The 26,296-nt window shown below is 72.3% G+C and carries 25 protein-coding genes; 5 read left to right on the top strand and 20 right to left on the bottom strand.

Translation table 11 applies throughout. The features are described 5' to 3' along the window. The first annotated feature begins 24 nt into the window (after positions 1 to 24). Together ABZ948_RS33280 and ABZ948_RS33275 are read left to right on the top strand one after the other, a co-directional pair. Complete coding sequence (locus ABZ948_RS33280; protein ID WP_359765895.1) at positions 25 to 627, top strand: potassium channel family protein; 603 nt, start codon at positions 25 to 27, stop codon at positions 625 to 627. Then, the gene (locus ABZ948_RS33275) at positions 624 to 2,033 is read left to right on the top strand and encodes a DUF2252 domain-containing protein (RefSeq protein ID WP_359765893.1); all 1,410 of its coding nucleotides are present in this window, start codon (positions 624 to 626) and stop codon (positions 2,031 to 2,033) included. Before ABZ948_RS33280 ends, ABZ948_RS33275 begins: the two co-directional genes overlap by 4 nt. A gap of 56 nt (positions 2,034 to 2,089) precedes the next feature. Here the strand turns inward: ABZ948_RS33275 and ABZ948_RS33270 are convergent, their stop codons facing one another. The 4 genes from ABZ948_RS33270 to ABZ948_RS33255 form a co-directional block, all read right to left on the bottom strand. Beyond that, complete coding sequence (locus ABZ948_RS33270) at positions 2,090 to 2,287, bottom strand: DUF8691 family protein (protein WP_359765891.1); 198 nt, start codon at positions 2,285 to 2,287, stop codon at positions 2,090 to 2,092. Positions 2,288 to 2,411: 124 nt separating this feature from the next. Next, positions 2,412 to 2,930: a hypothetical protein gene (locus tag ABZ948_RS33265; protein WP_359765889.1), complete on the bottom strand. Its 519-nt coding sequence runs from the start codon at positions 2,928 to 2,930 to the stop codon at positions 2,412 to 2,414. Positions 2,931 to 2,934: 4 nt separating this feature from the next. Next, positions 2,935 to 4,572, bottom strand: a complete 1,638-nt coding sequence (locus ABZ948_RS33260; RefSeq protein WP_359765924.1) for an MFS transporter — start codon at positions 4,570 to 4,572, stop codon at positions 2,935 to 2,937. 69 nt (positions 4,573 to 4,641) lie between these two features. Continuing rightward, on the bottom strand, positions 4,642 to 7,332 hold the full coding sequence (locus ABZ948_RS33255) for a winged helix-turn-helix domain-containing protein (protein ID WP_359765887.1): 2,691 nt from the start codon (positions 7,330 to 7,332) through the stop codon (positions 4,642 to 4,644). A gap of 230 nt (positions 7,333 to 7,562) precedes the next feature. Between ABZ948_RS33255 and ABZ948_RS33250 the strand changes: the two genes are divergently transcribed. After that, complete coding sequence (locus ABZ948_RS33250; RefSeq protein WP_359765885.1) at positions 7,563 to 8,396, top strand: class II glutamine amidotransferase; 834 nt, start codon at positions 7,563 to 7,565, stop codon at positions 8,394 to 8,396. 66 nt (positions 8,397 to 8,462) lie between these two features. On the opposite strand, the gene ABZ948_RS33245 is transcribed toward ABZ948_RS33250, so the two are convergent. Next, positions 8,463 to 9,251 (bottom strand): SDR family oxidoreductase, encoded by a 789-nt coding sequence (locus ABZ948_RS33245; protein WP_359765883.1) that lies wholly within the window; start codon positions 9,249 to 9,251, stop codon positions 8,463 to 8,465. A 197-nt stretch (positions 9,252 to 9,448) separates the two neighbouring features. Further along, positions 9,449 to 10,033, bottom strand: coding sequence for a TetR/AcrR family transcriptional regulator (locus tag ABZ948_RS33240; protein ID WP_359765881.1), 585 nt, complete (start codon positions 10,031 to 10,033; stop codon positions 9,449 to 9,451). Positions 10,034 to 10,163: 130 nt separating this feature from the next. Here ABZ948_RS33240 and ABZ948_RS33235 point away from each other — a divergent pair, with 130 nt between their 5' ends. Beyond that, positions 10,164 to 11,621, top strand: a complete 1,458-nt coding sequence (locus tag ABZ948_RS33235) for an MFS transporter (RefSeq protein WP_359765879.1) — start codon at positions 10,164 to 10,166, stop codon at positions 11,619 to 11,621. Positions 11,622 to 11,669: 48 nt separating this feature from the next. Here the strand turns inward: ABZ948_RS33235 and ABZ948_RS33230 are convergent, their stop codons facing one another. Continuing rightward, complete coding sequence (locus ABZ948_RS33230; protein ID WP_359765877.1) at positions 11,670 to 12,179, bottom strand: nuclear transport factor 2 family protein; 510 nt, start codon at positions 12,177 to 12,179, stop codon at positions 11,670 to 11,672. Positions 12,180 to 12,235: 56 nt separating this feature from the next. Here ABZ948_RS33230 and ABZ948_RS33225 point away from each other — a divergent pair, with 56 nt between their 5' ends. Beyond that, positions 12,236 to 13,060, top strand: coding sequence for an SDR family NAD(P)-dependent oxidoreductase (locus tag ABZ948_RS33225; RefSeq protein WP_359765875.1), 825 nt, complete (start codon positions 12,236 to 12,238; stop codon positions 13,058 to 13,060). An 8-nt stretch (positions 13,061 to 13,068) separates the two neighbouring features. On the opposite strand, the gene ABZ948_RS33220 is transcribed toward ABZ948_RS33225, so the two are convergent. The 13 genes from ABZ948_RS33220 to ABZ948_RS33160 are packed head-to-tail and all read right to left on the bottom strand — an operon-like array spanning position 13,069 to position 26,014. Beyond that, a complete protein-coding gene (locus tag ABZ948_RS33220) occupies positions 13,069 to 14,271 on the bottom strand; it encodes an MFS transporter (protein WP_359765873.1) in 1,203 nt (400 codons plus the stop codon). Next, positions 14,264 to 15,247: an LLM class flavin-dependent oxidoreductase gene (locus tag ABZ948_RS33215; protein ID WP_359765871.1), complete on the bottom strand. Its 984-nt coding sequence runs from the start codon at positions 15,245 to 15,247 to the stop codon at positions 14,264 to 14,266. The genes ABZ948_RS33220 and ABZ948_RS33215 overlap by 8 nt, the downstream gene beginning before the upstream one ends. A gap of 41 nt (positions 15,248 to 15,288) precedes the next feature. Beyond that, positions 15,289 to 15,516, bottom strand: coding sequence for an acyl-CoA carboxylase subunit epsilon (locus tag ABZ948_RS33210; protein ID WP_359765869.1), 228 nt, complete (start codon positions 15,514 to 15,516; stop codon positions 15,289 to 15,291). Continuing rightward, entirely contained in the window at positions 15,513 to 17,084 is a 1,572-nt protein-coding gene (locus ABZ948_RS33205; protein WP_359765867.1) for an acyl-CoA carboxylase subunit beta, read from the bottom strand. Before ABZ948_RS33205 ends, ABZ948_RS33210 begins: the two co-directional genes overlap by 4 nt. Positions 17,085 to 17,125: 41 nt before the next feature. Then, the gene (locus ABZ948_RS33200) at positions 17,126 to 19,174 is read right to left on the bottom strand and encodes an SDR family oxidoreductase (protein WP_359765865.1); all 2,049 of its coding nucleotides are present in this window, start codon (positions 19,172 to 19,174) and stop codon (positions 17,126 to 17,128) included. Positions 19,175 to 19,177: 3 nt separating this feature from the next. Then, the gene (locus tag ABZ948_RS33195; RefSeq protein WP_359765864.1) at positions 19,178 to 20,116 is read right to left on the bottom strand and encodes an aromatase/cyclase; all 939 of its coding nucleotides are present in this window, start codon (positions 20,114 to 20,116) and stop codon (positions 19,178 to 19,180) included. 16 nt (positions 20,117 to 20,132) lie between these two features. Further along, a complete protein-coding gene (gene fabG / locus ABZ948_RS33190; RefSeq protein ID WP_359765862.1) occupies positions 20,133 to 20,918 on the bottom strand; it encodes a 3-oxoacyl-ACP reductase FabG in 786 nt (261 codons plus the stop codon). Positions 20,919 to 20,930: 12 nt separating this feature from the next. Then, positions 20,931 to 21,200, bottom strand: a complete 270-nt coding sequence (locus ABZ948_RS33185) for an acyl carrier protein (protein WP_359765860.1) — start codon at positions 21,198 to 21,200, stop codon at positions 20,931 to 20,933. A gap of 20 nt (positions 21,201 to 21,220) precedes the next feature. Beyond that, positions 21,221 to 22,450 carry a ketosynthase chain-length factor gene (locus tag ABZ948_RS33180; protein ID WP_359765858.1) on the bottom strand — a complete coding sequence of 410 codons (1,230 nt, stop codon included), beginning with the start codon at positions 22,448 to 22,450 and terminating at the stop codon, positions 21,221 to 21,223. Then, a complete protein-coding gene (locus tag ABZ948_RS33175) occupies positions 22,447 to 23,730 on the bottom strand; it encodes a beta-ketoacyl-[acyl-carrier-protein] synthase family protein (RefSeq protein WP_359765856.1) in 1,284 nt (427 codons plus the stop codon). The genes ABZ948_RS33180 and ABZ948_RS33175 overlap by 4 nt, the downstream gene beginning before the upstream one ends. Further along, positions 23,727 to 24,053: a TcmI family type II polyketide cyclase gene (locus tag ABZ948_RS33170; protein ID WP_359765854.1), complete on the bottom strand. Its 327-nt coding sequence runs from the start codon at positions 24,051 to 24,053 to the stop codon at positions 23,727 to 23,729. The genes ABZ948_RS33175 and ABZ948_RS33170 overlap by 4 nt, the downstream gene beginning before the upstream one ends. Positions 24,054 to 24,070: 17 nt before the next feature. Continuing rightward, positions 24,071 to 25,540 (bottom strand): FAD-dependent monooxygenase, encoded by a 1,470-nt coding sequence (locus ABZ948_RS33165; RefSeq protein WP_435857695.1) that lies wholly within the window; start codon positions 25,538 to 25,540, stop codon positions 24,071 to 24,073. Positions 25,541 to 25,588: 48 nt separating this feature from the next. Continuing rightward, the gene (locus tag ABZ948_RS33160; RefSeq protein WP_359765852.1) at positions 25,589 to 26,014 is read right to left on the bottom strand and encodes a MarR family winged helix-turn-helix transcriptional regulator; all 426 of its coding nucleotides are present in this window, start codon (positions 26,012 to 26,014) and stop codon (positions 25,589 to 25,591) included. Positions 26,015 to 26,296 lie beyond the last annotated feature (282 nt).

Genomic DNA, 26,296 nt, shown 5'->3' with positions numbered 1-26,296 from the left:
GGGCACAGAAGCGAGAGACACGACATGAAGGATTCGGCGTTCGTCGGCACCGGCCCCGCCGGGGCCCGGCAGGGTCAGGGGCCGCAGCGGCGGCGTGCGTCGGCCGCGGCGCTCGTGCGGGCGCTCCTCATCGCGGCCGGGCTCGTCACCGTCTACTACGTGCTGCCCCTGGACGGACGGCTGGCGGGCGGTGCCGCGGCCGTGCTCGTCTGCGGACTGCTGCTGGTCGTGGTGGTCTTCTGGTGGGAGGTGCGGGCCATCGTGGACTCGCCCTATCCGCGGCTGAAGGCCGTCGAGGCCCTGGCCGCGACGCTGGCGCTGTTCCTGCTGCTCTTCGCGGGCGCCTACTTCCTGCTGGAGCACTCCTCGCCGGGCTCGTTCAGCGAGCCGCTCACCAAGACGGACTCCCTGTACTTCACGCTCACCACGTTCGCGACCGTCGGCTACGGGGACATCGCGGCCCGTTCCCAGACCGGACAGGTGCTGACGATGTTTCAGATGGCGGGCGGGCTGGTGCTGGTGGGCATCGCCGCGAAGATCCTCGCGGGCGCGGTGCAGGCGGGGCTGCGCCGGCAGGGCCGGGAGCCGGCGGAGGACTTCCCTCGCGGCCGGAGGGCCGAGCGATGACCGTCCCGGGCCCCACGACCGGCTTCCTGTCACCCGCCGAGCGGGCCGCCGAGGGCCGCGCCGCGCGGCGCCGCTCGCCGCGTTCGTCGCACGGCCGGTTCGAGGCGGAGCCCGGACGGTTCGACCCGGTCGAGGTGGTGGAGCGCCAGTCGGCCACGCGCCTGCAGGAGCTGGTCCCGGTCCGCTACGGCCGCATGCTCGAATCCCCGTTCCGGTTCTACCGGGGCGCCGCGGCGATCATGGCCGCGGACCTCGGTGCCGCCGCCGACACCGGGCTGCGGGTGCAGCTCTGCGGGGACGCCCATCTGCTGAACTTCCGGCTGCTGGCCTCGCCGGAGCGCCATCTGGTCTTCGACGTCAACGACTTCGACGAGACCCTCGCCGGGCCCTTCGAGTGGGACGTCAAACGGCTCGCGGCCAGCTTCGCCATCGCGGGCCGTGCGAACGGCTTCGGGACGCGGGAGCAGGACAGTGCGGTGCGGACGTGCGTGGAGGCCTACCGGCGGCGGATGCGGGAGTTCGCCGGCATGCGCACCCTGGACATCTGGTACGCGCAGGACGACGCCGACCGCATGCGGGAACTGATGGCCGCGTCGATGACCAAGCGGGCCAGGCGCCGCACGGCCGAGGCGACGGCGAAGGCCCGGACCCGCACCCACCTCCAGGCCTTCGCGAGCCTCACCGTCGCCACCGCCGAGGGCCGGCGGATCGCGGCTGATCCACCGCTGATCACCCCGCTGCGGGACCTGGTGGCCGGCTCCCCCAGGCACGAGCAGGAGAAGGAACTGCGCACCGTCCTGGAGGGATACGCCCGCACCCTGTCCTCCGAGCGCCGGCACCTGCTGCGCCGCTTCCGGCTGGTGGACGTGGCCCGCAAGGTCGTGGGCGTCGGCAGCGTCGGCACCCGCTGCTGGATCGCGCTCCTGCTCGGCCGGGACGACGACGACCCGCTGCTGCTCCAGGCCAAGGAGGCGCAGGAGTCCGTCCTCTCCCCCCACACCGAGGGCATCCGCTACGACAACGAGGGCCGCCGCGTGGTGGCCGGGCAGCGGCTCATGCAGACCACCAGCGACATCCTGCTGGGCTGGACCCACGCCGTGGGCCTCGACGGGCGCGAGCGGGACTTCTACGTGCGGCAGCTGCGCGACTGGAAGGGCATCGCCCGGCCGGACACCATGGACCCGGCCCTGCTGCGGCTGTTCGCCCGGCTGTGCGGGGCGAGTCTGGCCCGGGCCCACGCCCGCTCGGGCGACCCGATCGCCATCGCCGCCTACCTGGGCGGCGGCGACCGCTTCGACCGCGCGCTCACCGCGTTCGCGCAGTCCTACGCCGACCGCAACGAGCGGGACTTCGAGGCGCTCGGCGCCGCCGCCCGCTCGGGCAGGATCCGTACGGCGTCCCTGTGAGCCCCGGCCCGGGTGTGAGCCCCTGCCCGGGGTGCGAGCCCGTGCCCGGGGTCAGGTCACTCGGGCAGCTGGCGCATCTCCACGACCCGCAGCCCCAGCGACTGGAAGCGGCTCAGCAGCCCGTACAGGTGGGCCTCGTCGATGACGGGGCCGAACAGCACGGTCTGCCCGGCCATCAGGACGTGGTCGAGCTCCGGGAAGACCTTGGCCAGCGTCTCCGACATCTGTCCGTCGACGCGGATCTCGTAGCGCATGTGCTGCTCCCCCGGGCGGTGTGGGGTGTGCGGTGCGCGCCCTTCTCCTGCGATGGTCCGCCCCGGTGGCCGGGCCGCCCTCACCCGGGGCAGGTGAACCTCCGCCGGCGGCACGGGCGGCGGTTCACTTCTTCAGGACGATCTTGAGCAGGATGATCAGCAGCCCGAGCAGCAGGTTCACGGCGGCGGAGAGCGCCATCTGCCGCCGGGAGGCGCCGGCTCGCACGGCCGCGGCCAGTGACCAGCCCACCTGCCCGGCCACGGCCACGGCGAGCGCGAGCCACAGGGTGCCCGGCACGCCCAGGCCCAGCAGCGGGCTCACGGCCACGGCGGCGGCGGGCGGGACGGCGGCCTTGAGGATGGGCCACTCGTCGCGGCAGACGTGCAGCACGGTCCGGCGGTCGATGCTCTGCTGCGCCAGGCGCGCCCCGAACAGCTGGGCGTGCACGTGCGCCATCCAGAACACCGCGCCGGTCAGCAGGAGCAGCAGCACCAGCTCCAGGCGGGGCAGCTCCCCCAGGTGACCGGCTCCGACCACGACGGAGGCGGCGAGCATGGAGCCGTAGACGCCGCCGGTGTTGTCGGCGTGGGCCCGGCGCTGCGCACTGCGGGCACGGCGCGCGGTGCCGCGGGAGGTGGTCATGACGTCACTTCCCCGGCCTCGGGGCCCCGGTCGGGACCTCGGCGTCCGGCTGCCGCGTACGGGGCGTCCGGCCGCTCGGCAGGTGCGGGGTGGCCAGGAAGCCGACGAGGGTGATCCCGCCGGTGGCGAGGACGGCCGCCTTCAGCCCGTCGAGCTGGGCCGCGGCATAGGAGTCCGTGACCGCCTCCACCTCGGCCGGGGGCAGCCCGGCCCGTTCGGCCGAGGAGCGGACCTGGTCCGTGGAGACGAAGCTGACGCCGGCGTCCAGGGCCACGCCGGTCTGGCGGCGGGCCTCGTCCGACAGCCGGGGGTCGTTCTCGACCTGGGTGGTGAAGGCGTGCACCAGGGCGCCGATGAGCAGCGACCCGATGAGGGCGGTGCCGAGCGCGGAGCCCAGGTTCTGGGCCGTGAACTGCAGTCCGCCGGCCTCGCTGCGCTCCTCCTCCCCCACGGCGGACTGGACGACGTTGCCCAGCTGCGAGGCGAGCAGGCCCATGCCCACCCCCAGCAGGGCCATGGCGCCGGCGAACTGGGCGTCGTCGATGGCGGGGTCGATCGTGGCGAGCAGCCACACGATCGACCCCGCGAGGGTCAGCAGGGCCAGCCGCACCACCCTGCGGGGTCCCGCCACCCGGCCGAGCGGCGCGGCGAACAGGGACGCGAGCAGCATGGTGACGGACACGGGCAGCAGCCGCAGCCCCGTCTCGAAGGCGTCGAAGCCCTGCACCACCTGGAGGTACAGCGGGATGGTGAAGAACAGGCCGAGCAGGATGAGGTTCTGGCTCAGCAGCATGGTCAGGCCGGACCGCAGGACCGGCCGGTGCAGCAGCGTCAGGTGCACGAGGGGGTCGCCGCCGCGCCCGGACCGCCGTCGCTCCCAGTGCGCGAAGCCCGCGAGGACGAGCACGCCCGCGCCGACGACGAAGAGGGTCGGGGCGAAGCCCAGCACGGTGAAGGGCGGGTCGCGCGGCCGGACCCAGCCCCAGGCGGTGCTCTGGAGCACGCCGAGCACTCCCAGTCCCAGACCGGCGGCCGAGAGCGCGGCGCCCACGCCGTCCAGCCGCGGGCGCGGATCGGCCGGGGGCGTGCGGGGGATCCACCGGTGCAGGCAGAGCACGGCCAGGACGATCACGACCTCCCCGGCGAAGACCAGCCGCCAGGTGAGGTAGGTGGTCATCCATCCGCCCAGCAGCGGGCCGACGGCGATGCCCGCGCCGGCGAGGCCGCCGATCACGCCATAGGCGACCGCGCGGTCCCGGCCTCGGTAGGACTCGGCGACGAGTGCCGCCATGGACGGCAGGACGAGCGCGGCACCGAGCCCCTCGATGACGGACCAGCCCAGGGCCAGGACCCACAGGGTGGGGGCCACGGCGGTCAGGGCCGACCCGGTGCCGTAGACCGCGAGCCCCAGGAGGAACACGCGCCGGCGGCCCAGGATGTCCCCGTACCGGCCGCCGATCATCATGAACGCCGCCATGACCAGGGCGTACAGGGTGATGACGGCCTGGATGGCGGTGACCTCGGTGTCGAAGTCGTCGACCAGCCGGCTGATGGACACGTTCATCACGGAGGTGTCCAGCACCATCAGGAACTGGGCGGTACCGAGGACGAGCAGGGCGCGCCAGTGGCTCACGCAGTCCATCACAGCGGTGGTGCCCGAGACGTGCCTCACCCCTCACGGGGGAACCCTCGCGGGGGAACCCTCGCGGGCTCACAGGAGGCGCACCTCGCGGGCGCGGCGCACGGCCTCGGCCCGCCGGCTCACGCCGAGCTTGCGGTAGATGCTCTTGAGGTGGGTCTTCACGGTGTTCGCGGAGACGTGCAGATCGGCGGCGATCTCCTCCGTGGACAGCATGTCGGCCAGCCGGTGCAGCACGTCCCGCTCCCGCGCGCTCAGTTCCTCGACGGCGAACCCCGGGGGCCGGGCGGGGGCCGCCGCCGGGGCCCGGCCGGGGCCGCGGACGAGCCAGCCGCCGGCCAGTTCCCGCAGCCGGCCGGTGCTCAGCAGCGGCCGGATCCAGGGGCCGGCCTCCAGGAACGGCCGGCGCAGGTGCTCGCGCCTGCCGTCCAGGAGCGCGCGGGCGACGAGACGGTGGGCGGTGCCCCGGTCGCCGGTCTCGTACGCGGCCTGGGCGCGCACCAGCGTGGCGCGGACCGCCACGGCCGGGCCGGGTCTGTCCCCCTCCGGCAGGCCGTCGATGAGGGCGAGCGCCTCCTCGGCCCGGCCGGCCGCGAGCCGGACCCGGGCCGCCTCGACCGCGCACGCGGTCCGGTGGGGTGCCACCCCGTCGACGGCCTTCCGTGCCAGGTCCGGATGTCCCTGGGCCAGGTGGGCGGCCGAGGCGAGCAGCGCGCTCTGCTCCCGCGCCCAGGGTGAGCCGACATCCGCGGTGACGGGCTCGTCGGCCGCGGCCAGCGCCGCCCGGGCGTCCCCTCGGGCCAGGAGCAGCCGGCCCCGGACGACGGTCCGGCCCGCCCGTGCCACCGGGTCCTCGACGGCCGGGCGGGAGACGGCCTCGTCGTCGAGGAGCGCCTGGGCCTCGTCGAGTTCGTCGCGGTCCACGTGGACGGCGGCCAGGACCAGCGGGCCGAGGCCCGACCCGGACCTCCGGGGCAGGCTGTAGCGCTCGGCCTGGCCGGCCGCGGTCAGGGCCTTGTGCTCCGCGCGGCCGGGCCAGCCGTTGAGGTAGTCGATCAGTGCCAGATGGCCGAGGGCCTCCCAGCGGGGCAGCGCCATCACCGCTCCGCCCGGGTGCCCGGCGACCGCCGACAGGGCGGTCCTGGCGTCCTCGAAGCGCCCGGCCCACAGGCGCGCGGAGCCCAGGTGGGTCAGGAGGAGGGCGGTGAGTTCGGGGTGCTCGTCCAGGCGCTGCTCGGGGACGTGCCGCCGGAGCCCGCGGGCCTGCTCGGCCGCCCGCTCGGCCCGCCCCGGAGAGCCGGTCAGCCGGGCCGCCAGCGCTTCCAGCAGGGCGCAGCTGAGGCGGACCGGGGCCGGCTCGGGGCCGTCGCCCTCGGCTTCCGCCACTTCCCGCGTGGCGCGCCGCAGATGGGTCAGGCCGTGTTCCAGATCGTGCCGCCCCAGGTCGCGGGCCGCGCGGACCAGGTCGGGCACCGGGCCGGTCACCTCCGGGCTCATCCGCGAGAACAGGGCGGACAGGTCCTCGGAGCGCAGGCCGGTGAAGAGCCGGCCGATCGCGAGGTCGTCGACGACGGCACGGGCGGTGAACTCCCAGTCGTCCGCCGCGGCGCCCTGGACGAGCGCTTCGCGCAGGGCTCCGGAACGCCGCAGCCAGCGCGCGGCCCGGCGGCGCAGTTCCGGTTCCAGCCCGGGTGAGCGCTCGCGCAGATGGGCGCGGAGGATCTCGGCGAAGAGCGGGTGCAGGCTGTACCACGACTGTCCGAGGTAGTGGACGAACGCGTTCTCGCGGTGCAGCGCGGCGAGGACGGTCTCGGCGTCGGTGCGCAGCGTCAGCGCGTTCACCAGGTCGGGGCAGAAGCGTTCGAGGACGCTGATGCGCAGCAGCAGGTCCTGGGTGCCGGGCGACTGCCGGTCGAGCACCTCGGCGAGCAGGAAGTCGGCCACCGCGCTGTGGTCGGCCTCGAACTGCTTGACGTACGTGCCGGGGTCCGGGCCCCGCCGGGCGGCCAGCGCGCAGAGCCGGAGACCGGCGGCCCATCCCTGGGTGCGCTCCACCAGGGCCTCGACGGCGCTCGGGGGCAGGTGCAGGCCGTGGCGGGAGAGCAGTTCGCCGGCCTCGTCGGTGGTGAAGGCCAGCTCGGCGTCCCGGATCTCCGTGATCTCGCCCGACGCCCGGTAGCGGTGCAGCGGCAGCAGGGGTTCCGTGCGGGTGACGAGGACCAGGTGCAGGCCGCTTCCGGCGTGGTGCAGGACGAACTGCAGTTGCCGCGCGATCTCGGGGGAGGTCACGCGGTCGAACTCGTCGAGGACGACGACGGTGGTGTGGTCGCGGCGCTCCAGGTCGGCGGCGAGGCAGGTCAGTGTCCGCCGGTCCACGCGGCTCGCCTCCGCGGGGCAGCCGACCTCGGCCGCCACCGGGACACCGGCGGCCCGCAGCGCCTGGAGCAGATACGCCCAGAAGATCCCCGGGGCCTGGTCGGCGGTGTCGGCGGTGAGCCAGGCGACGGGCTCGTGCAGGCCGGTGGCCCAGTCCGCGACCAGGAGGGTCTTGCCCGCGCCGGCGGACCCGTCGACCAGGGTCAGGGGCGTTCGGAGTGCCTCGTCGAGGTGCCGGACGAGGCGGGGGCGGCGCAGGAAGGTGGCGGGCCGCTTCGGCAGCGCGAACCGGGTGCGCAGCAACGGGTCGCCCTCGGGGTCGACGCCCGGCGGCGCCGGCTCCGCGTCGGTCTCGTCGGTCTCGTCGGTCTCGTCGGTCAGGGCCATGGGGCCCTCCCCACTGCCTGCCGTCCGCCGGATCATGAGCGGCGCTCGTCCCGCTCAGGATCTCAGCGTTCACGCCCCCGCGCACGCCCGGGGGCGTGTGCTCGCATCCCCGCTCAACCACCCGTGGCGGGCGATGCGCCGCCGCGGCGGCCGGTGTTCGCTGGGGTACCCGCACACCACCCAGGGAGCCGCGGGGCAGATCCGGCGGCTCGGGATCGGGGGTACCGACCATGTGCCGCTGGCTCGCCTACTCGGGCACTCCCGTGCTGCTCGACGACGTCCTGTACCGCCCGGAGCACTCGCTGATCGACCAGAGCCTGCACGCGCGGATGGGTGTCGACACCACCAACGGCGACGGTTTCGGCGTCGGCTGGTACGCGTGGCACCTGCGCAGCCCCGCCGTCATCCGCGACACGGGCCCGGCCTGGAGCAACCGCAACCTCCGGGAGATCGCCGACCACGTCCGCTCGCCGCTGTTCTTCGCGCATGTGCGCGCCTCCACCGGGACGGCCGTGCAGCAGACCAACTGCCACCCCTTCCGGCACGAGCGCTGGATGTGGATGCACAACGGGGCGATCGCCGGGTTCGCCGACCTGCGCCGGGAGCTGATGCTGGCCGTGGACCCGGCGCTGTTCCCGTCGATCGAGGGCACGACGGACTCCGAGGTGATGTTCCACGTGGCCCTCACCTTCGGCCTCGACGGGGATCCGCCCGGCGCGGTGGCCCGGATGGCCGGGCTCGTCGAGCGGCTGGGGCACGAGCACGGAGTGGCGCAGCCGCTCCAGATGACGATCGCGGTGACCGACGGGGAGCGGCTGTGGTTCTTCCGCTACTCCAGCGGCGGGGAATCCCGGTCGCTGTACTTCAGCAGCCGGGTGGAGGACATCCGCGCCCTCCACCCCGACCTCGCGTTCCTGAAGCACATCTCCGACGAGACCCGCCTGATCGTCTCGGAGCCGCTGGGTGATCTGCCCGGTGTGTGGAACGCGGTACCGGAGAGCAGCTACGGCGTCGTCCAGCCCGGCCGGGACCTGCTGCGGCACTTCGAGCCCGAGCCCGTCTGAGTTCGGCGGCGACCGCCTCGGCGGAGCCGCCGGGAACACCTCGTACGCCTGCTGCTCGCGGGAGCGTCAGGAGAAGTGCTCGGCCATCGGGTGCAGCTGCTGGTCGAGGATGCCGAACCCACCGTCGACGCGGATCAGCTGACCCGCCACGGCACCGAACTCCTCGTCGGCGACCGCGGCCACGGCCCGCGCCGCGTCCTCGGGCTCGACCAGTCGGGACAGCACGGACCGGTCCGTGAGGAACTTGCGCAGGCCCTCGCTGAAGCCCGCCCCGGACGACTCGGTGCGCACCGCGCCGAACGAGACCGTGTTCACCCGGACCCCGAACTGCGCGGCGACGCCGGCGACATGACGGCTGAAGGTGTTCAGCGCGGCCTTGGCGGTGGAGTGCGCCACGGCCATGCCGATGAAGTCGGTGGCGGTGCTGGAGATGAAGACGATCCGGCCCGACCGCTGCTCCCGCATCAGGGCGAGCGCGTGCCGGCTGAGGTGGAAGACCCCGGACAGCTCGCCGTCGACCTTCTCGGCGAAGGCGTCCCAGGACAGCTCGGTCAGCGGCACGAACGACGGGTTGACGGTGTTGGCGCTGAGGATGAGCACGTCGATCCTGCCGTGTTCCGAGCGCACCCGCTCGACCAGGGCGGCGACCTGCCCGGCGTCGCAGACGTCGGCCTGGGCGGACTGCGCGGAGCCGCCCTCCTCGGCGATCGCCGCGACGACGGCGTCGGCGGCCTCCGCGCTGCTCCGGTAGTTGACGATCACGTGGTATCCGCGCCGTCCCATCTCCCGCGCGGTGGCCGCGCCGATGCCCCGGCTGGCTCCGCTGATCAGCGCGACGGGCTTGGGCTGGGTCACGATGTCTCCCTTGGAAACTCAGTGGGCCGTCGGCCGGCTCCAACGAGTTTCCAGGCAACACCGCGGAGATCCGCCCTGTCACTGCGGGACGACCACAGGTTCTCCGTTCGTGCGCGGCATATCCGTCATTCCCCGGCGCCTTCGAACAATGATGAGTCGGCGACGGCCGACGCTCACGATGCGGCGACGGCCGACGGTCATGAGTCGGCGACGGCCAGGGACGTTTCGGCCCGGATGACATCACGGGCCAATGCGATGGCTTCCGCGGCGGCGCCCGTGGCGCCGAGTGTGGCGCCACTGGCGTACACGCCGTCGATGATCAGCATGATCCGGTCGCCCAGCCGGTCGGGATCGGCCGCGGAAGTCCGCCGCGCCAATGCGCGCAGCTGTTCCCGGACGGCCTTGAAATGCTCCACGGACACTCGGTGCGCGGGGTGTTCCGGATCCGGGAATTCGGCGTGCGTATTGCGGAGTGAGCAGCCCCGGGTGCCCGGCACCATGGACTGCACGGCGCGGACGACTTCGACGAGCTGTTCTTCGGGGGTGTCGGCCGCCGCGAGGGCGCGTGCGAAGGTGCGGTCCCAGTCCTGGGTGCAGCGTTCCAGATAAGCCACGACCAGCTTGTCCTTGCTGGCGAATTCGCGGTACAGGAGCTGTTTTCCGCATCCCAGCTCATCGATGACCTGCTGCATCCCGACGGCGTGCACGCCATAGCGGTCGAACAGGTCGGCCGCTGCATCCAGGATGCGGTCGTGAGCGTCGGGCGTCGGCTTTCGCGGCATGTTTCCGAACAGTATCAGACCGATCGGTCCCCGCCCAGGGCAGGGCACATTGACATCCCGTCAGCGGTGTGACCATGCTGTGCCCTCCCGTTTGCAGACCGATCGGTCCGGACCTTCTGGAGGTTCTCCCATGCCCGCCCCTCCCCCCACGAACGCGATCTTCACGGCCATGACGCCCAGGGCCTACGGCATGCTTGCCGTACTCTGCGGCGCGTTATTCCTCGACGCCCTCGACGTCTCGATGAAGGGCGTCGCCCTGCCGGCGATCGGCACCTCGCTCGACATCTCGACCAGCACCCTCCAATGGGTGATCACCGGTTACGTGGTCGGCTTCGGCGGCTTCCTGCTCCTCGGCGGACGCGCCGCCGACCTGCTGGGCCGGCGCACGGTGCTGCTCGTCTCGCTCATGGTCTTCGTCATCGGTTCCGCGGTCGGCGGCGCGGCGCCCAACGGCGAGGTGCTCATCGCGGCCCGCTTCGTCACCGGCGTCGGCGCCGCGTTCAGCGCCCCCGCCGGATTCTCGATCATCACCACGAGCTTCGCCGAGGGTCACATCCGCAACAAGGCCCTGGCCATCTTCACCGCGACCGGCGCCACCGGCATGGCCTGCGGCATGGTGATCGGCGGCCTGCTCACCGATCTGGACTGGCGCTGGGTGTTCTTCGCCCCGGCCGCCGTCGGACTCGCCGCGTTCGTCGCGGGCCTCGCGCTGATCCCGCGGTCGGCCCGGCCGGAGGGCGGCGCCAAGGACTTCGACATCGCGGGCGCCGTGACCATCACCGCGACCATGGTGCTGGTGGTGTTCACCCTGGTGCAGGCGCCGGAGGTCGGCTGGGCCTCGGCCCGCACCCTGGGCTCGCTGGTGGTCGCCGCGCTGCTCCTCGTCGGGTTCACGGCCATCGAGCGCAGGGTCGACAAGCCCTTGGTCCGGCTGTCCATGCTGCGCTCCCCCGCCCTGGTGCGCGCCAACATCGCCGCCATGTCGCTGATCGGGGCCTGGATCGGCGTGCTGTTCACCATGACGCTGTACTTCCAGGAGTACCGGGGCTGGTCGGCGATGGAGACCGGCTTCGCGGTGAGCCCGGTGGGTCTGGTCGCCGCCGTGCTGTCGACCCGCATCGCCGCCCCGCTGGTGGGCCGCTTCGGTGTGGAGCGGGTGGTCCTGGCGGGCCTCACCTCGGCCGTCCTGGCCTACGCGCTGCTGCAGTTCCTGACCGCCGACTCCAGCTACGCGGCGCTGCTGCTGCCGGCGTTCCTGCTGATCGGCCTGGGCTTCTCGCTGGCGTACGGTCCGCTGACCATGGCGGCGGCCGACAGCGTCCCCGTGGAGGACCAGGGGCTGGCCGGCGGACTGGTCAACACCTCGTTCCAGATCGGCCCGGCGCTGGGGCTGAGCGTGGCCACCGCCGTCAACGCGGCGAACACCGGCCCGGCGCCCTCCGAGGCGCTGCACGGCCTGCGGCTCGCGCTGGTGGTCCCGCTGATCTTCGCGGTGCTCGGCGTGCTCGCCATGCTCCCCGCGCTGCGCCGGCGCGTCGCCCCGCCCGTCGCCGCCACGCTGCCCCAGGAAGAGGCAGCGCGCGGGTGATGGCGTACGGCTCGGCCCCCGGGCACGGGTCCCGGGGGCCGGTCGGGATCACCAGGGCCAGCGCCAGCCCTCGTTGTCCGGCACCACCCAGTAGTGGTCCAGTTCGACCTTGCCGAAGTACCAGCGTCCGTTCCGGTGGACGTAAGTGTCGGTGAACTGGCCGATGCTGTTGTGGATCTCGCTCTCCCGGTCGAACCGTATCTTCTCCTCGAAGAAGGAGACACCGGTGGCGGTTTCCCGGCTCAGCACCTCGACCTGATGCCCGTGGATGAAGTTCTTGAAGGAGATCGTCCGGGCTCCGGACTTGAACTCGAGGATCTTCCCGGGTAACGCGCTGTAGAAGTCGCGGATTCCGGCGCTGCCGTGCGCCTGCCCGAAGTCACCGTAGTCGAGATGCGCGTCATCGGTGAACAGACCGGCCAGCCCGTCCCACTCCGCGTTGTTCAGGCAGCGGTGGAACTCCGTCCGCAGCCGCTGGAGTTCACGAATCGCCTCCAGTTCATGAACCCGTTCGGTGAGCTGCTTCACCGTCTCGGCCAGCTCTGTCTCGTAACTCATCAAACGACCTTTCTTTTCTCGCTTGTTTTCTCGTTCCGGCCTTCAAGGAGAACATCATGAAGACCCTGGTTGTCTCGGGCGGCACCTCCGGCATCGGAGAAGCGCTCGCCCACAAATATCTGAAGCGCGGAGACCAGGTGGTGGTCATCGGCCCCAATCCGGAGAAGGGGCGAAAATTCCTCGCCACGGCGGAAGGCCTGGGCGCCGGGGAGCGGGCCTTCTTCCTGCCCGCCGACCTCAGCCTGGTCAGCGAGAACGAGCGGATCATCGGGGAAATCAGGGAGAACTTCCCCGCAGTGGACGCGCTGGTGCTGTGCGCCCGGTTCTTCCGTTCCCATCGACGCGTCACCTCCGAAGGCTTCGAGCACAATTTCGCGCTGTACTACCTGAGCCGCTTCCTGCTCGGCTACGGCCTGCTCGACCTGCTGGAGAAGGCCCCCGAGCCGGTCATCGTGAACGTGGCCGGGCCGGGTGTCGAAGCCGGCCGGATCCACTGGGACGACCTGGGCCTGAAGCGGGGCTACGACGGCTGGGGCGCCATGTTCCAGGGGGGCAAGCTCAACAACCTGCTCGGCGTTGCCTTCTCCCTCCAGGGCCGCGATCACCGGACCCGGTACGTGCTGGACTTCCCGGGCGGTACGGCGACCGGCTTCGCGGGTGAGTTCGACCCGGCCACCGCCGCCCACGTCAAGGAGATGCTGCTGTTCGCCAAGCCGGTGGAAGCGGGCATCGTCCCGATCGTCGCGGCCATCGACAGCCCGCCCGCCGAACCACTGAGCGCCTTCTTCGAGGGGCGGCGCCTGGATCTGCGGCACCACTCCTTCGACCCCGAGGACGCCCGGCGGCTCGACACCGTCACCCGGAAGCTGCTGGCCGGCTGAGGCGGACCTCATGTGCGCGCGCGCAGCCCGCCGACGGCTGCCACCACCCCGGCCGCCGCGACCAGCGAGGTCGCCAGCAGTGGTGCCCGGTAGCCGTCGGTGAGGTCGGCGAGACCGGCGACCAGCGGCAGCATGACGACGCTGCCGAGCTGCACACCGGTCTGGTAGACCGGCACGGCCGCGCCGCGCAGAGCCGGCGCCACGCTCTGCGCGGCCTGCATGTTCAGCGCCGCGAAGGACAGCACGAAAGCGGCCGAGACCAGCACCAGCGCGGGCAGCAGCCCGGTCGCGTACGACAGGGGGCCCGGCCGCAGCAGGGCGTACAGCTGACCGGCGAGCGCGCACAGCGCCCCGGCGGTGATCAACCGCCCGGTGCCGAACCGCTGGACCAGCCGGCCGGCGAACGGCACCGAGACCGCGAGCGGCACACAGGCGGGCAGCAGGCCGAGTGCGACCTGCCAGGGCCGCCAGCCGAAGACGTCGCTCGCCCGGAACGTGGCCAGCAGCAGCAGGCCGATGTAGGCCCCGTTGAGGGTGGCCGCACCCGCCGTCGCCCGCATCAGCGGGCCGTTGCGCAGGATCGCCCCGCCGAGCGGGGGCGGCTGCTGCCGTACCCCGCCGGGGATCACCCTGATCCCCCACACCAGCAGCACCAGGGCCACCGGGGCGGGGAACAGGAACGTCCAGTGCCAGTGGCCGGGGGCGAGGGCTCCGGAGAGCAGCAGTCCGGCGGTGAACCCGGCCGCGCCGAACAGGGAGTACACCGCCACCGCACGGCGCTGCGGCGGGCCGCTGGGGAACGTGGTGCCGATCAGGGCCAGCCCGACGGGCGCGGTGAGCGCCGCACAGGCCCCCTTGACCAGCCGGGAGGCGACCAGCAGCGCCATGTCGTCGCTCAGTCCGCCGACGACGGAGGCGAGCGCGAAGAACAACATCGCGGTGAGGTAGACGCGGCGCAGCCCGAAGCGGCCGGAGAGCACCGGTCCCATGGTCAGCATGGCGGCGAAGCCGAGGGCGAACCCGGTCATCAGCCACTGCACCGACCACAGGGTCAGCCCCAGGTCGGCACCGATCGACGGCAGTGCCGCCAGCACCACCGAGACCTCGACGGCGTCCAGGAGCATGTTCCCGGAGAGGACGACCAGCAGGGCCCGGTGGCCCCGCAGCCCGCGCGGCGCGGGCGGCGCCGGGGTGACGACCGGCTCACCCACCGGCCGCCTGCCTCTCCAGCAGCTTCGGCAGCTCGGCGACCAGTTCGATGTGCCGGGCGACGAGATCGTCCGGCATTCCCGCGATGCTCGCCCAGAAGATGAGGTGCCGCACCGGCAGTCCCCTGATCCGCTCGTGGATGCGGACCGCGGCCTCCTCGGGGGTGAGCACCTCCAAGGTGGCCCAGGAGCCGTCCTCGGGCCGCTTCTGGGGGAAGTCCTCGACCTTGAGCAGCGGCGGAGCGGGATGGTCGGTGCCCTCGACGGACCCGAGCCGGTAGGTGTTCATCTGGTGGACCACGTGCGGGGCGATCCGGGGCCAGGCGGCCTCGGGGTCGTCCGCGAGGATCACCGGGAGCAGGTCGGAGACCCGGGCGGTCCGCGGATCGTGGCCGCCCTCGACGAGTCCGGCCTCGTAGTGCTCGTACATCGCCCGGTTGATGTGCAGCAGTCCGATGCCGAGGCGGCCGGCGATCCGGGCGCCGCGCGGTCCGTAGAAGCCGCCCCACACGGGCACCGGGTGCTGGATCGGGCCGGGCGTGATGCCGCCCTCCTCCCACAGCCTGCGCACCTCGCGGATGTTCTTCTCCACTCGCCCGATCCGGCGGTCGAACTCCGCCCCGAACAGTTCGTACTCGGGGACCCGGTAGCCGGCCCCGACGCCGAGTTCGAGCCGGCCGCCGCTGATCAGGTCGACGATCGCGGCGTCCTCGGCGAGCTGGGCGGGCCGGCGCAGGTTGGGCAGGATCACCGCGGTGCCGATCCGGCAGTGGCGGGTCCGGGCGGCGGCCGCCGCGGCGAACACCAGCGGCTGCGGGAGATAGCCGTCCTCGAACAAGTGGTGCTCGGTGAACCACACTCCTCCGATCCCGCGCCGGTCGACCTCCTCACACCACTCCAGGGAGCGCGCGTAGTGGTCGGCCCACGGCCGGTGCCAGGCGTCCGGGTTGCGCAGGTCGAAGAGGATTCCGACTTCCATGTCCTGACTTCCGTTCGTCGTTGGCGTACTCGAAGGGCGGTTCACGAGGTCGTGTCCTGCCAGGTCCTGGGGCCGCGAAAGCCCGGTGACCGTTCGGGGCGGCGCCAGCCGGCCCGCGCCCGGCAGGGCGGGTCCGGCTCCGCCGGCCGGGCGGTGAGGCGCTGGAGAAGGGCCGCGGTGACGGCGGCGACCTCGTGCGCGTCCGGGTCGCCCTTCTCGATCCGCAGCAGGACCTGCCCGTCGGCGGCCGGTGCCGGCTCGGCGGTCACTGCGGCGGGTTGCCGTGCTTGCGGCGCGGCAGGTCCGCGTCCTTGCGTTGCAGCATCGCGAAGGCGCGAGCCAGTACGGCCCGGGTGTCACCCGGGTCGATCACATCGTCGACCAGGCCGCGTTCGGCCGCGTAGTACGGGTGTACCAGCTCCCGCCGGTACTCCTTGATCTTCTGCTCCCGGGTGGCCGCGGGGTCGTCCGAAGCGGCGATCTCCCGCCGGAAGACCACGTCGGCGGCCGCCTCCGCGCCCATCACCGCGATCTCGTTGGTGGGCCAGGCGAGTGCGAGGTCGGTACCGATGGAGCGCGAGTCCATCACGATGTACGCGCCGCCGTACGCCTTGCGCAGCACCACCGAGACCCTCGGCACGGTGGCGTTGCAGTACGCGTACAACAGCTTGGCACCGCGCCGGATGATGCCGTCGTGCTCCTGGTCGACACCGGGCAGGAAGCCGGGGACGTCCACCAGGGTGAGCAGCGGGATGTTGAAGGCGTCGCAGAACTGGACGAACCTGGCGCCCTTCTCGCTGGCCGTGATGTCGAGGACACCGGCCAGCGCGGCCGGCTGGCTCGCCACCACGCCGAGCACCTGGCCGTCGAGCCGGGCCAACGCGCACACCAGGTTGGCGCCCCACCGGGCGTGCACCTCCATGAAGTCGCCGTCGTCGGCCAGTTCGGCGATGACCTCGCGCATGTCGTAGGACCGGTTGCCGTCCAGCGGCACGAGTTCCAGCAGCCGGTCCACCCTGCGGTCCGCGGGATCCCCGGTGACCGCCGGGGGCGGGAGTTCGCGGTTGTTGGAGGGCAGCATGGACAGCAGCCAGCGCACCTCGGCCAGGCAGGTCTCCTCGTCGTCGTAGACGAAGTGGGCGACGCCCGAGGAGCTGCCGTGGACGTCGGCGCCGCCGAGCCCGTCGTGGGTGACCTTCTCCCCGGTGACCGTGCGGACCACGTCGGGGCCGGTGATGAACATCTGGGAGATCCCGCGGACCGCGAACACGAAGTCGGTGAGCGCGGGCGAGTAGGCCGCACCGCCCGCGCACGGGCCGAGCATCACGCTGATCTGCGGTATGACGCCGGACGCCCGGGTGTTGCGCTGGAAGATCCCGCCGTAGCCGGCGAGCGCCGAGACACCCTCCTGGATGCGGGCGCCGGCGCCGTCGTTGAGGGAGACCAGCGGACCGCCCGCCGCGATAGCCATGTCCATGATCTTCTGGATCTTTTCGGCGTGGGCCTCGCCCAGCGCACCGCCGAAGATCCGGAAGTCGTGCGCGTACACGAAGACGGTCCGCCCCTCGACGGTGCCCCAGCCGGTGACGACACCGTCGCTGTGCGGTCGCCTGCCGTCCAGGCCGAACCCCGTGGCACGGTGCCGCCGCAACGGCTCGACCTCGGTGAAACTCCCGGTGTCCAGCAGGAGGTCGATGCGTTCGTACGCGGTGAGCTTGCCCTTGGCGTGCTGGCGCTCGGTGGCCTCGGGGCCGGTCCCGAGCCGGGCCGTTTCCTTCAACTCCCTGAGTTCGCCCACCTGGTCGGCGAAAGTCGGCGGTTCCTGTACGGCCGTCACCGTTCCTCCTGCTCCTCTCGTACAGCCCGGATGGCCTGCGGTCAGCCCAGCAGGGTGCCGCCGCTGGCGTCGATGAAGGCGCCGGTGATCCAACGGGCCTCGTGGGTGGCCAGGAACGTCACCACGTCGGCGACGTCGACCGCCTCGCCCACCCGCTTGAAGGCCGACAGCTGGGCCATCTGCGCCACCGCCTCGGGGATGTCGAAGACCGGGCCGCCGTTGTTGGTGATGCCGGGCGCCACACTGTTGACGGTGATGCCGCGCGGGGCGAGATGGCGGGCGAAGTGCAGGGTGATCTGCTCGATCGCGCCCTTGGTCATCGAGTAGGCGACCTGGTCGGGGTTGGCGACCCGGGTCAGCCCGGACGAGATGTTGATGATCCGGCCGCCCTCGGCAAGCAGCGGCAGGGCGCGCTGCACGATGAAGAAGGGCGCCTTGGCGTTCACCGCGAAGAGCCGGTCGAACTCCTCGGGAGTGACGTCTTCCGGCTGCACCCCGGTCGGTGTGGTCACCGCCGCGTTGTTGACGATGATGTCGAGGGTGGTGGTGCCGGTGCGTTCCTTCAGCCCGCGCTCCAGGCCGAGGAAGAGCTCGTGGACGTCGCCGGGGACACCGAGTTCGGCCCGTACGCCGAAGGCCCGGCCTCCGTCCTTCTCGATCAGCTCGATGGTCTCCCGTGCGGCGCTCTCGTTGGCCGCGTAGTGCACGGCGACCAGCGCGCCCTCGGCGGCCAGCCGCTGTGCGGTGGCCCGGCCGATGCCTCGGCTGGAGCCGGTCACCAGCGCGGTCTTGTCGGCAAGCTTGCCCATGGTGGAAGTCCTGTCCTTCTCAGTCGTCGGGGAGTGAGGGGGCTGCGCCGGTGCGGTGGCGGGTGGCGGCGCGACCGTGGTGCGGGGCAGTCCGAGGCCGGTGATCATGCGGGCCAGCCGCCGCCTCACGGCAGGGAAGCGCATCAGCTCGGCGAAGACCTCCCGCAGCGGCTCGATCTCGGGCCCGCCGAGCAGCAGGGCCGACTGGGCCTGGATGTTGGTGAGGGTGCGCGCGCCGACGGGGTGGCGCTCGTCGTGGTAGTCGTCCAGGACCTCGTCGCCCGCCCGGCCGGCCAGGCGTTCGGCCAACCGCCCGCCGAGGGCCGCCGCGTCCTGCAGTCCGAGGTTGAGGGCCTGCCCGCCGACCGGCATCTGCGCGTGGGCGGCGTCGCCGGCCAGCAGGATCCGGCCCCTGCGGTAGCGGGTCACCTGGCGCCGGGTGTCGTCGAAGGCGTTCAGCCACAGCGGTGTCCCGTGGCCGATGTCCTCGCCCGTCACCAGCGCCCAGGCTTGTACGACCTCGTCGAACTCCGGTGCCCCGGCCCGGGTGCGGGGCTCGGCGCCGTAGACGTGCACCATGACCCGGGTGGTGCCGTCCGGCCAGTGGTGCGCGGTGGCCAGTCCGTGTTCCAGCCGCTCGAACCGCCGGGCGGGGATGTCGATCCCGGCGACGTCGGCCCGCAGCATCTCCCGGGCCGGGCCCCGCCCGGCGAACTCGAATCCGGCGGCCGTGCGCACAGTGGACTGCCAGCCGTCGCAGCCGACGACGTAGGAGCCGGTCATCCGTTCCCGGGTGCCGCCCTCCGTGCCGCCCTCCGCGTCGTCCGCCGTCCGGCCCGCTGTGACGGTCTCGACCAGCACCCGGTCGCCCCGGTCGGCCAGATCCACCAGCCGCCGTCCGCGCCGGATCCGCGCCCCCAGCTCCACGGCACGCTCCTGGAGCACCGCTTCCAGCCGGGTCTGCGGGCACTTCCACTGACCCGCGTGTCGATGGCCGGGGTCGGCCTCCGCCAGGTCGAGCCGGATACCGCCGAAGTGCCCGGGGCCGCCGTTCGGGAGCGGACCGAGCCGGTCGAGGACGCCGCGCTCGGCCAGCACCTCCATCGTGCGGGAGTGCAGGGTGGAGGCGCGTGACTCGGTCATCGGCCGGGCCAGCTGTTCCACCACCAGGACCCGCACTCCGTGCGCGGCGAGGTCCCCGGCGAGCAGCAGTCCGACCGGACCGGCACCGACCACCACGGCGTCGGCGTCCGCAGGACCGGAGGTCGCGGGAGCGGGCATCGGTCAGCGCCGCGCTTCCGCGTAGTCCTTGGCGTGCCCCAGGGTGGCCAGGCTGTTGTTGCCGAGCGCGCCCCGGATGAACTCGCGGGCCTCGGCCACGCCCGCCTCAGGGCCGAGAACGGCTGCGATGTTCTCGGCGTTGATCACCACCGTGTGCTGGGAGCCGGCGGTGGTGACGCCGTCAGCTCCCTCCTCGAACGTCCAGTAGCCGGTGTGCAGTTTCATCAGCGCCGGCAGCGTGGTCTGCTTGTAGACGATCTTGTGGTGCGGGAAGCAGACCCGGACCGACTCGGTGGTGTGCGCGGAGCCGTCCTTGGTGAGCGTCTCCATCCGCAGCACCTGGAGGCCGGGGGTGTCCTCGGTCAGCTTGACCTGATTGACGTGCGGCAGCCGCTCGCTCCACAGGTGAGCGTCGTTGACGAAATCGTAGAGGTCCTTGGCGGAGCCGTTGACGGTGACGCTGTCCACGAAGGACAGGGTCAGCTCCGCGGTCCGGGTGGCTTCCTCCAGTCCGGCCTTGACGCCGGGCAGTTCCTCCCGGCTGTTGCGGTCGACGGCCTCGTCGATCCACTCCAGGCCCTTGGGGTCGTCGTCGACCGCGCGGTACTGGTGCAGCAGCCGCAGCCGGGTCTCCGTCTCCCCGCGGGGTTCGACGACCCAGGTGCCGCTCATCGACGCGACCGGCGGCGCGGAGACCTCCTGCCGGAAGGTGATGCGCAGGCTCTCCGGGTCGAGCTGGCGGATCGAGGTCCAGTTCTTGGCCTCGCCGTTGGCGGTGGCCCAGATGCGGATGCGCTCCAGGTCCGCCTCGCGCTCCAGGACTTCGACGTAGACCGACGGCGGGAAGAGCCTCGGCCAGTTCTCCACCTCGGCGAGCAGCCGGTAGACGTCCTGGGCGGGTGCCTGGACGGTGATCTCGTGTTCGACCTGACGAGTCGTCATCGTGTTCCTCCGAGTGTCAGAAGTTGCCCAGGCCGCCGCAGACGTTGAGCGCCTGTGCGGTGATCGAGGCGGCGAGATCGGAGGCCAGATAGCCGACCAGGCCGGCGACCTCCTCGGGGGTGGAGTAACGGCCGAGCGGGATCTTGGCGTGGAACTTCTCGAGAATGGCCTCCTCGGAGGTGTCGTACGCCGCCGCGTAGCCCTGTCGCACCCGCTGGGCCATCGGAGTCTCGACGTAGCCCGGGCACACCGCGTTGACGGTGATCCCGGTCGGCGCCAGCTCGTTGCCCAGCGCCTTGGTGAAGCCGACCACGCCGTGCTTGGACGCGGAGTAGGGGGCGCCGAGCACCACGCCCTGCTTGCCCGCGGTGGACGCGATGTTGATGATCCGGCCGCGCTTCTTCTCGCGCATGCCACCCGCGTTGAGGACCTCGCGGGTCACCTGGAAGACGCTGGTGAGGTTGGTGGCGATGACGTCGTCCCACAGCTCGTCGGCGATGTCGGCGGTCACCCCTCCCCCGCTGCGGCCGGCGTTGTTGACGAGCACGTCGATCGGTCCGAAGCGGGCCACCGCGGCCCGCACCACGGCCTCGATGTCCTCCTTGGACCGCACGTCGGCGGTGCTGCCGTCCACGTCCAGGTTCTCGTTCTGCAGTGTCTTCACCGTTGCGGCGACCGCGTTCTCGTCGCGGGCGCAGATGTAGACGCGATGCCCCTGCTGGGCGAGGATCCGGGCGGCGGCGAGGCCGATCCCGCTGGTGGCGCCGGTGACCAGGGCGACCCTGGCGGTGTTCTCGATCATCGTGGGCTCCGGTCAGGCGGTCTTGACGGCAGACAGGTGGTCGTTGACCAGGCGGACCAGCGCGCGGGGCGTGGCGGCCTCACCGACCGCTTCCTCGTCCAGGCTGATGCCGTACTCGCGCTCGATGCGGCCGACGGTCTCCAGCATCGCCAGCGACTCGTAGCCGAGATCCTCGAAGGACGTGTCGAGGATGTCGCCGTTCAGGTCGACGCTCTCGTCGGTACCGGCGCCCTCCAACAGCGTGGCCTTCAGCTGGTCGAGGGTGAACTCCTTGGCGGACATACGGGTTCCTTTCGTACGGGTCACAGGTGGGCGGGGTCGGCGGCGCGGACGACCATCGCGGAGTTGAAGCCGCCCTGGCCGCGGGCGATCACCAGCGCGCTGCGCAGTTCGGCGGGGCGCGGCGCGCCGGTCACGAGATCGATCTCGTAGGCCGGGGAGGGCGTGCTGCCGGTGGTCGGCGGGATCACCTGGTCGCGGATGGACAGGAACGCGGCGGCCAGGTCGAGCGGGGCGGCACCGGAGTACAGCCGTCCGGTGGTGGTCTTGGGCGCGGTCACCGGCACGCCGCGCGGTCCGAAGACCTTGGTGATCGCCTCCGCCTCGGCCCGGTCCAGGTCCGGCACCGCGGCGGCGTCGGCGAACACCACGCCGATGTCGTCGGGGGTCGTTCCCGCGTCGGCGAGGGCGAGTTCGACGGCGCGCTGCAGGGTGGGGGCGCGGTCGCTGCCGGGCCGGGGGTCGATCGTGGCGGCGTGGCCCGCGATCTCGCCGTACACCCGGGGGGCGCCGCGCCGGCGGGCGTGCCCGGCCTCCTCCAGGACCAGAAGGGCGCCGCCCTCGCCGGGGACGTGTCCGGCGGCCCGGTCGTCGAACGGCAGATACGCCCGTGCGGGGTCGTCGGAGGTGCTCAGCCGGTCGCTGGTCATCTGGGCGACCCAGCCCCAGGGACAGATCGAGGCGTCGACCGCGCCGGCGATCACCATGCCGGTGCCCTTGCGGAGCTGCCGACGGGCCTGCGCCAGCGCGTCCAGCCCGCCGGCCTGGTCACTGACCACGACACTGCTGGGTCCGCGCAGGCCGTTGCGGATGGAGATCTGGCCGCTGTTGACGGCGTAGAACCAGGCGAAGGACTGGTAGGCGCTGACGTACTGGCCACCTTTGCTCCAGAGCGCCCGCAGCTCGTTCTGGCCGAACTCGAAGCCGCCGGAGTGGCTTGCGGTGATCACTCCCACGTCGTAGGCGGGCAGGTCGGACGGCACCACACCGGCATCGGCGAACGCCCAGTCGGCGCCGACCAGGGCGAGCCTCGTCATCCGGTCGGTCTGCGGGAGCAGCCGACTCGGCAGATGGTCCTCGGCGGCGAAGGAGCCGATCTCGCCGGCGAGCCGGGACGGGTAGGGCGTGGGGTCGAAGTGGGTGATCCGCCGGATCGCGCTGCGGCCGGCGAGGGTGGCCGCCCAGTAGTCCTCGATGCCGAGGCCCGTCGGGGCGACGACTCCGAGTCCGGTGACCAGGACCGTGGGGTTCATCGCTCGCCTCCCTCGGGGGCGGCGAGCACCATCGCGCTCTGGAAGCCGCCGAAGCCGCTGCCGACGGACAGGACGGCGTCGGTCTTCCAGTCCCGGGCGGTCAGCGGCACGTAGTCCAGGTCGCACTCGGGGTCGGGGTGGTGCAGGTTCGCCGTCGGCGGCACCACGTCGTGGGTGATGGCCAGGACGGACGCGGCGATCTCGATCGAGCCGATCGCGCCGAGCGAGTGCCCGACCATCGACTTGATGGAGCTGACCGGGGTCCGGTAGGCATGCTCGCCCAGGCTGCGCTTGAACGCGGCGGTCTCGTGCCGGTCGTTCTGCTTGGTGCCCGAGCCGTGGGCGTTGATGTAGTCGATGTCCTCGGGAGCGAGCCGGGCCTCGGCGAGGGCGACCCGGATGGCCTCGGCCATCTCGACGCCGTCAGGCCGCAGTCCGGTCATGTGGAACGCGTTCGAGCGCGTCGCGAACCCGGCGACCTCGGCGTAGATCCGCGCGCCGCGGGCGCGGGCGCTCTCCAGTTCCTCCAGGACGAACACCGCGGCGCCCTCCCCGATGACGAAGCCGTTGCGGCTGGCGTCGAAGGGCCGGGAGGCGTGCTCGGGGTCGTCGTTGCGGGGCGTGGTCGCCTTGATCGCGTCGAAGCAGGCCACGGTGATCGGGGAGATCGGCGCGTCGGTGGCGCCGGCGACCATCACGTCCGCCGTGCCCTCCCGGATCACGTCCGCCGCGTATCCCACCGCGTCGAGTCCTGAGGTGCAGCCCGTGGACACGACGGTGGTGGGGCCCTCGGCGCCCACCGCCCAGGCCACTTCGGTGGCGAAGGAGCTGGGCACCATGTAGCCGTACAGATGCGGCACGGCGTAGGCGTGGTCGACGAGTTCCAGCCGGCCGCCGTCGCTGACCGTGCGGTACTCCTGGTCGAGTCCGGTGGTGGCTCCGACCGCACTGCCGATCGTCACCCCGGTCCGGTCGGGGGCCAGCGCGCCGAACTCCAGCCCGCTGTCGCCGACCGCTTCCCGCGCGGCGACCACCGCGAACTGCGCGGCCCGGTCCATCCGCCGGACCTCCTGGGGGGTCAGCCCGGAGAGCTCGGCGTCGAAGTCGACCTCGGCGGCCACCTGGGAGCGGAACGGCGAGGGGTCGAAGAGGGAGATGCGGCGGGTGGCGGTGCGCCCTTCGGTGAGCAGCTTCCAGAACTCCTTTGCTCCCTTGCCGCCCGGGGCGAGCACCCCGACTCCGGTGATCACCACCCGCCGACGGTCGTGGGCGGCGCTCATGCGGCACTCCACTCGTAGAAGCGACGGGCCATGGCGTCCTTCGGCGACCGCCAGGTCGCCGGGTCGTACGCCTCGATGTACGGCTTGAGGTCCTGGCTGATCTGCACGAACCGGGGGTCGGACTTGGCCTCCTCGATCCGCTCCTCGCCGTGGTCCTCGTCGAAGTCCTGGAGGTGGAAGTACAGGCCCCGGAACTCGAAGAGCTGGCGGCGGCGGGTGCCCATACGTCCGGGCACGTCGGTGCGGTCGAAGGCGCCGAACAGGTCGGCGACCTCGCGGGCGGAGCCGGCGGCCATCCTGGCGACGATCAACGTGCTGTGCATCGCTTCCCTTCTGGTGCTCATCGGGCCGGCCCGAACCAGCGGGCCAGTGACATCGGTAGGTCGGAGTGGGCGCCGGGCGCGGCCCAGGCGACGTGGCCGTCGGGTCGCAGCAGGACGGCGGCGGTCCGGGCCGGCGGTTCGTCGCCGGGGAGGTCCCCCTGCCGGGAGGCCGTCACGATGTCGACGCGGTCGGCCCACCCCCGTGCCCTGCCGCGCAGGGTGGCGTTGTCCTCGAGGTCGAGGAGCACACCGCGGCCCGCGCGGAGGAGTTCGGTGCTGCTGGTGGGGCGGCCGTTGCGGAGCAGGGACAGCCGGGGCATGCGGGCGCCCAGCAGGGGGTGCGAGCCGCCGCCCGTCTCGTAGCGGATGTCGAGTCCGCTGACCTTGGCCGCCAGCCGGCGCACCGCCTCGGGGTGGCCGTCCAGCAGTTCGGCCAGGGTGTCCCGCAGCGGGCCCACCTCGTCGCCGCCGAGGATCAGCGTGCTCTGGGCGCGGGTGTTGGCCAGCAGCCGGCGGCCCACCTCGTGCCGCTCCTCGTGGTAGGTGTCCAGCAGGGTCTCGGGGGCCGTTCCGCGCACCACGGCGGCGAGCTTCCAGCCCAGGTTCACCGAGTCCTGGATGCTGGTGTTCATGCCCTGTCCGCCGGCCGGCAGATGGACGTGCGCGGCGTCCCCGGCCAGCAGGACCCGGCCGCGCCGGTATTCGGTGACCTGGCGGGCCGCGTCGCTGAACGCGCTGACCCACAGCGGCTCGGCGTCCGAGATGTCGGTGCCCGTCAGACGCTTCCAGACATCGGCCACCTCGCTGAACTCCGGCGGGGCGGTGCGTCGTTCGGGGGGCGGTGTGCCGCGCTCGCCGACGATGATCCGGTGGATGCCGCCGGGCAGCCGCGCCGTCATCACCATGCCGCCGGCCGTGCGCTCACCGATCGTGCGGGGTTCCAGCTCCACCCCTCGCAGGTCGGCGAGGAAGAGTTCGGTGGTGGCGGGGGTTCCGGGGAAGTCGAAGCCGGCGAGCTTGCGCACGGTGCTGCGCCCACCGTCGCAGCCGACCAGGTACCGGGCCCGCAGATTGGGCCCGCCGCCGACCATGACGGTCAGGCCCTCGGCGTCCTCGACGAAGCCGGTGACCGGCTGCCCGCAGCGGATGTCGGCCCCGAGGTCCCGCGCCCAGCTCTCGAGCACCGCCTCGGTGGTGGACTGCGGTACGGTCCGGGCGGCGCCGTGGGCGGCGCCCAGCAGGCCCAGGTCGAGGGGCAGCCCGCCGAAGTGCCCGGCCTCGCTGGTCTCTATCTCACCGAACCTGGGGAGCAGTCCCCGCTGGTCGAACACCTCCATGGTGCGGATGGTGAACCCGATGCCGCGGGACTCCCCGGTCCGTTCGGGCAGCCGGTCCAGCACGATGACATCGACGCCCGCGAGGCGCAGTTCCCCGGCCAGCATGAGCCCGGCGGGCCCGGCACCGACCACAACGACTGAAGCGTCCATACTCTTCTCCCGGATTGACTGCGCCGACTCGGCGGGGGCCGGCGGCCGCTATTCGTGCTCAAGGTTGTGGGCGATCCGGGCGAGCACATCGTTGGCCGCCAGGAATTCCTCCTCCGAAATACCGGCGAGCGAACGGGCCGCATGAGAATTCACCAGCGCCTCGGCCCGGTCGTGTGCCGCGTCGCCGTCCGCCGTCAGCGCGACGACGCCGGCCCGCACCGTGACCCAGCCCCGCGCCTCGAGCTCCTTCACGATCGGGGCGTAGGAGTCGACACGGTCGACGGCCAGGAAAGGAGAAAAGGCCGTGTCGATATCGGCGACGGAGTTCACTTTGATGCTGATGGCGTGCAGCACCTGCCACTGCCGTCGATTCAGTCCCTCACTCGACAGCGCCCGCTCGGTGGCCTCATCGAAAAGCTGATGCAGATGGAGCAGCCAATAGCCGATTCGCTTGGTCGTGTTCTGCTGGAGCATAGGAGCGCCCGCCTCGAAACGAATGGGATGACGGATACGGGATCTCGAGGAGGCCCCGCTGAATTAATCCGACCCTGACACTCGCGGCTCCCCCGGCACAAGGCGGGCCGGGGGAACCTACGGCGTACCCGCAGGGTTCGCTACGGCGCACCCACAGGATTCATTGCGGGCCGCCCCCAGGGTTTTTCGCGCGGTTGCACCACGGCATTTCCGGCATGTCGAGCACGCCTGGTCGTCCCGGCACACGACGGCGCCGCACGCCTCCGCCCGGGGCGGGAGATC

The sequence above is a fragment of the Streptomyces olindensis genome, assembly GCF_040645895.1.
Classification (GTDB): Bacteria; Actinomycetota; Actinomycetes; order Streptomycetales; family Streptomycetaceae; genus Streptomyces; species Streptomyces olindensis.
The sequence above is the reverse complement of the archived record's forward strand: the minus strand, read 5'-3'. Positions and strand labels throughout refer to the sequence as shown.

Bases quoted from the DNA above. Each gene is read 5' to 3' on its own strand.
- ABZ948_RS33265 (WP_359765889.1), bottom strand. From the start codon at position 2,930: ATGACCACCTCCCGCGGCACCGCGCGCCGTGCCCGCAGTGCGCAGCGC.
- ABZ948_RS33170 (WP_359765854.1), bottom strand. From the start codon at position 24,053: ATGCACAGCACGTTGATCGTCGCCAGGATGGCCGCCGGCTCCGCCCGC.
- ABZ948_RS33185 (WP_359765860.1), bottom strand. From the start codon at position 21,200: ATGTCCGCCAAGGAGTTCACCCTCGACCAGCTGAAGGCCACGCTGTTG.
- ABZ948_RS33235 (WP_359765879.1), top strand. From the start codon at position 10,164: ATGCCCGCCCCTCCCCCCACGAACGCGATCTTCACGGCCATGACGCCC.
- ABZ948_RS33270 (WP_359765891.1), bottom strand. From the start codon at position 2,287: ATGCGCTACGAGATCCGCGTCGACGGACAGATGTCGGAGACGCTGGCC.
- ABZ948_RS33250 (WP_359765885.1), top strand. From the start codon at position 7,563: ATGTGCCGCTGGCTCGCCTACTCGGGCACTCCCGTGCTGCTCGACGAC.
- ABZ948_RS33275 (WP_359765893.1), top strand. From the start codon at position 624: ATGACCGTCCCGGGCCCCACGACCGGCTTCCTGTCACCCGCCGAGCGG.
- ABZ948_RS33195 (WP_359765864.1), bottom strand. From the start codon at position 20,116: ATGACGACTCGTCAGGTCGAACACGAGATCACCGTCCAGGCACCCGCC.
- ABZ948_RS33215 (WP_359765871.1), bottom strand. From the start codon at position 15,247: ATGGAAGTCGGAATCCTCTTCGACCTGCGCAACCCGGACGCCTGGCAC.
- ABZ948_RS33255 (WP_359765887.1), bottom strand. From the start codon at position 7,332: ATGGCCCTGACCGACGAGACCGACGAGACCGACGAGACCGACGCGGAG.
- ABZ948_RS33175 (WP_359765856.1), bottom strand. From the start codon at position 23,730: ATGAGCGCCGCCCACGACCGTCGGCGGGTGGTGATCACCGGAGTCGGG.
- ABZ948_RS33280 (WP_359765895.1), top strand. From the start codon at position 25: ATGAAGGATTCGGCGTTCGTCGGCACCGGCCCCGCCGGGGCCCGGCAG.
- ABZ948_RS33180 (WP_359765858.1), bottom strand. From the start codon at position 22,450: ATGAACCCCACGGTCCTGGTCACCGGACTCGGAGTCGTCGCCCCGACG.
- ABZ948_RS33225 (WP_359765875.1), top strand. From the start codon at position 12,236: ATGAAGACCCTGGTTGTCTCGGGCGGCACCTCCGGCATCGGAGAAGCG.
- ABZ948_RS33200 (WP_359765865.1), bottom strand. From the start codon at position 19,174: ATGCCCGCTCCCGCGACCTCCGGTCCTGCGGACGCCGACGCCGTGGTG.
- ABZ948_RS33165 (WP_435857695.1), bottom strand. From the start codon at position 25,540: ATGGACGCTTCAGTCGTTGTGGTCGGTGCCGGGCCCGCCGGGCTCATG.
- ABZ948_RS33260 (WP_359765924.1), bottom strand. From the start codon at position 4,572: ATGGACTGCGTGAGCCACTGGCGCGCCCTGCTCGTCCTCGGTACCGCC.
- ABZ948_RS33230 (WP_359765877.1), bottom strand. From the start codon at position 12,179: ATGAGTTACGAGACAGAGCTGGCCGAGACGGTGAAGCAGCTCACCGAA.
- ABZ948_RS33240 (WP_359765881.1), bottom strand. From the start codon at position 10,033: ATGCCGCGAAAGCCGACGCCCGACGCTCACGACCGCATCCTGGATGCA.
- ABZ948_RS33160 (WP_359765852.1), bottom strand. From the start codon at position 26,014: ATGCTCCAGCAGAACACGACCAAGCGAATCGGCTATTGGCTGCTCCAT.
- fabG (WP_359765862.1), bottom strand. From the start codon at position 20,918: ATGATCGAGAACACCGCCAGGGTCGCCCTGGTCACCGGCGCCACCAGC.